Here is a 3035-nt window from a genome sequence, read left to right on the forward strand (position 1 = left end):
CCACCTCGCGGGTGAGGTGCCCCTTGGCCGGTCCCCCGATGGAGGGGTTGCAGGGCATCATGGCGGCGTTGTCCAGCAGGAGGTTCAGGAGGAGGGTCCTCGCCCCCATCCTGGCCGAGGCCAGGGCAGCCTCGCAGCCGGCGTGTCCGCCGCCCACGACGATGACATCGAAGGAACGGTCATCCGCCATCGACACGTCCCCCTTCCACGGACCAGACGCTTCCCGGCCATTCAGGGGTGCAGGCTTCGGCCGTGGCCGCGAAAACCTGCCACCCCGTGCCGAGGAGGACCTCGATTAGGCGTTCCCTCCCCGGCAGGTCCAGTTCGGCCATTACCTCGTCGAGGAGGAGGATCGGTTTCCGCCGCATCTTCCTTTCCACGGCCCACCCCGACGAGAGCAGGAGAGCTACGGCGACCCTCCTCCTGTAGCCTCGGCTGAAGCACCGGGCCACGTCCTTTTCACCGAATCGGATCAGCAGGTCGTCCCTCTGGGGTCCGATGGGGCACACGCCGGTGGTTTTCTCCTGTTTTTGGCAGGCCTCGAGGGACTCCCAAAAATCCAGGTGAAGGTCCTCGAGACCCTTTCCTCCCCTTTTCAGTTCCACCGTGACGCCCCTGGGAAGCAGCCCCTCGCCCTTTTCCAGGCCGTTGCGGATCAGGTCCGTGGCGGTGAGGCGGCACGCCCATATCCAGGTAGCGAGGGGGGCCATGACCCTGGCGGTAGCGGCGAGGTTCCTGCCCTGCCGGAGAGCGGCGTTCCTCTGCCTCAGTGCCCTGCCGTACTCGTGGAGCCTCAGGGCATAAAGGGGAAAGAGGAGCGCACAGAGACGGTCCACGAGCCGTCTCCTCGTCGCCGGGGAGCCCTCCACCAGGGAGAGATCGTTGGGGAGGAATATCAGCGAAGGGACCAGGGGCCTTAGTTGGGAGGAGCGAAGGGGCGATCCGCCCTTCCTCGCGACTATGCGGGCGCCGATGCCGACCCTGACCTCGAGGGTTTCCTCTCCATCGAAGTCGGCGGAGAGGAAGGTCCCCCTCCCGGGGTCGGACCAGCTGCGGAGGTCGGAGGTCCTCCCGCCCCTGAGGGAACCCCACCCCGTCAGGATGTGGAGCGCTTCGAGAACATTGGTTTTTCCTGATCCATTCGGACCCAGGAGCAAGTGAAGCCCCTCCACCCATTGCAGGCGCCGGGGCTTCAGGTTTCTGAATCCTTCCCATTGGGTGGCCGATATTTTCATACCGTTTCTTCCGTGTTCTCCTCCTCGGGAAGGGTTATGGGCATCAGGACATAGAGGAAGCTGTCCTCCCTTGGCCTGGAGAGGGTCATCTGGCCATTGGGTCCGTTGAAAGACAGGTGTGCCACCGTCCCGTGGAGGGCTTTCAACCCCTCCAGCAGGTACTTCACGTTGAAGGCTATCCTGAGGGGTTCCCCATCGCAATCGCCGGAGATTTCCTCGAAGGCCTCGCCCACTTCAGGAGCCTTGGCCTGCATCTTGAGGTTCCCGGCGGGCGCCAGTTCAAAAACGACCATCCTGCTGAAATCACGGACCACCACCTCAGCCCTCTCGAGGGCTTCTATGAAGAGCTCCCGGTCGATGGTCAGCCAGGAGGTCCTTTCCGTCGATAGAACCTTTTCGTAGGGTGGAAATCTTGATTCCACCCTCCTCACCGAAAACTCGATGTCCTTTGTCTTGAAGTAGACCTGGGCGTCATCCTTGAGGACCCAGACCTCCTCATCGCCCTCGACGTTGGAGAGAGCCCTCAGCAGTTCCCTAAGTCCAGCGAGGGGCAGCAACACCTGGTCCGGCTCGCCTTCCATGGTCACGACACCCTGGGAGAGGGAGAGTCTTCTTCCGTCGGTGGACACCACCCTCACCCTGTCCTCGTCGGTCTGGACCAGGCCGGCACTCAGGTACTGGGGGAATTCTTCACCCGGAGACCCGGAGAAGGTCCCCTCCTCGAGGAGCCTCCTGAGGTCCATGCAGCCCACCTTAAAATAGGGCTGCGCCTTGTCCGACATCGGGAGTTTCGGAAATTCCGAAACAGGGTAAGTAGCAAAGGAGTAGACGCTGGTGCCGGAAATTACCGTGGCCTTTCCCTTGTCCACCTCAACGGTGAAGCTTTCACCGGGGGCTTTCTTGAAGAACTCGCCGATGTTCTTTACGGGAAAGACAACTCCTCCCTCCAGGAGGACTTCCACCCCATCGGCGGTGCAGCTTATCGAGGTCTTCAAGTCCGTCGCCTTTAGATGTACCCCTTCGCTCGAAGCCTCGCACTTTACGCCGGTGAGGACCGAGATAGTGCTCCTCTGTCCCGCGCTCCTTTCCGCCAGATTCCAGCTTTTCAGGAATTTCGCCTTGTCCACGAGGAGCTTCAAGGTGGCATCACTCCCTTCTTTAGTATCTCTTATATATGAAATAAATAAGTAGGTCTAGTAGTAAGGATGTGATTCATGGGGATAACCCGTAAAAACCATGCACCCCTTAGCTTTTTCCTGTGGGTATCTCCCCTGGAAATTGTGGAGCCTTTTCCACAAAACAGCTATTCTTGCCGGGAACGGGAAAGATATTGTGGAGTACCTTCCCAGGAACACATCGGATTCACAACTTTTCCCTGAGGTTATCCACCATGCCCTTCATGTTTGGATCCTTTCTGATGAACTCTTCTATCTTCCTGCAGGCGTGGATCACGGTGGTGTGGTCCTTCCGGTTGAAGGCGTAGCCTATTTGCTGGAGCGTGGTGCCCGTCAACTCCCTGCTGAGGTACATGGCCACCTGGCGGGCGAGGGCTATCTCCGAAGTCCTCTTGTTTCCCGAGAGGGAGGAGACGGGGATGCCGAAGGACTCGGCGGTCACCTGCTGAATAAGGTCAATGGTCACCTGCCCCCGGGAAGATCTCCTTATGAGGTCCTTGAGCCATCGCGATGCGTTCTCCACGGTGACGGATTCATTATTCAATTCTGCGAAGAACATGACACTGTTCAGGGAACCCTCCAGCTCGCGGATGTTGCTGGGGATGTTCTGGGCAAGAAAGTCCAC

General features: G+C 59.6%; 4 protein-coding genes. All 4 read right to left on the bottom strand.

Features of this window, described 5'->3' with window-relative positions:
- Positions 1–190: FAD-dependent oxidoreductase (locus GX108_02795; protein NLO55973.1), on the bottom strand; the 190-nt coding region annotated here is incomplete at its 3' end.
- A complete protein-coding gene (locus GX108_02800; GenBank protein ID NLO55974.1) occupies positions 180–1235 on the bottom strand; it encodes a DNA replication/repair protein RecF in 1056 nt (351 codons plus the stop codon). The genes GX108_02795 and GX108_02800, both read right to left, overlap by 11 nt.
- On the bottom strand, positions 1232–2374 hold the full coding sequence (gene dnaN, locus GX108_02805) for a DNA polymerase III subunit beta (protein NLO55975.1): 1143 nt from the start codon (positions 2372–2374) through the stop codon (positions 1232–1234). The genes GX108_02800 and dnaN overlap by 4 nt, the downstream gene beginning before the upstream one ends.
- A gap of 223 nt (positions 2375–2597) precedes the next feature.
- On the bottom strand, positions 2598–3035 hold a 438-nt coding region (locus GX108_02810), incomplete at its 5' end, for a chromosomal replication initiator protein DnaA (GenBank protein NLO55976.1).

The sequence above is a fragment of the Thermovirga sp. genome (genome assembly GCA_012523215.1).
In the GTDB taxonomy this organism is placed as follows: Bacteria; Synergistota; Synergistia; order Synergistales; family Thermovirgaceae; genus 58-81.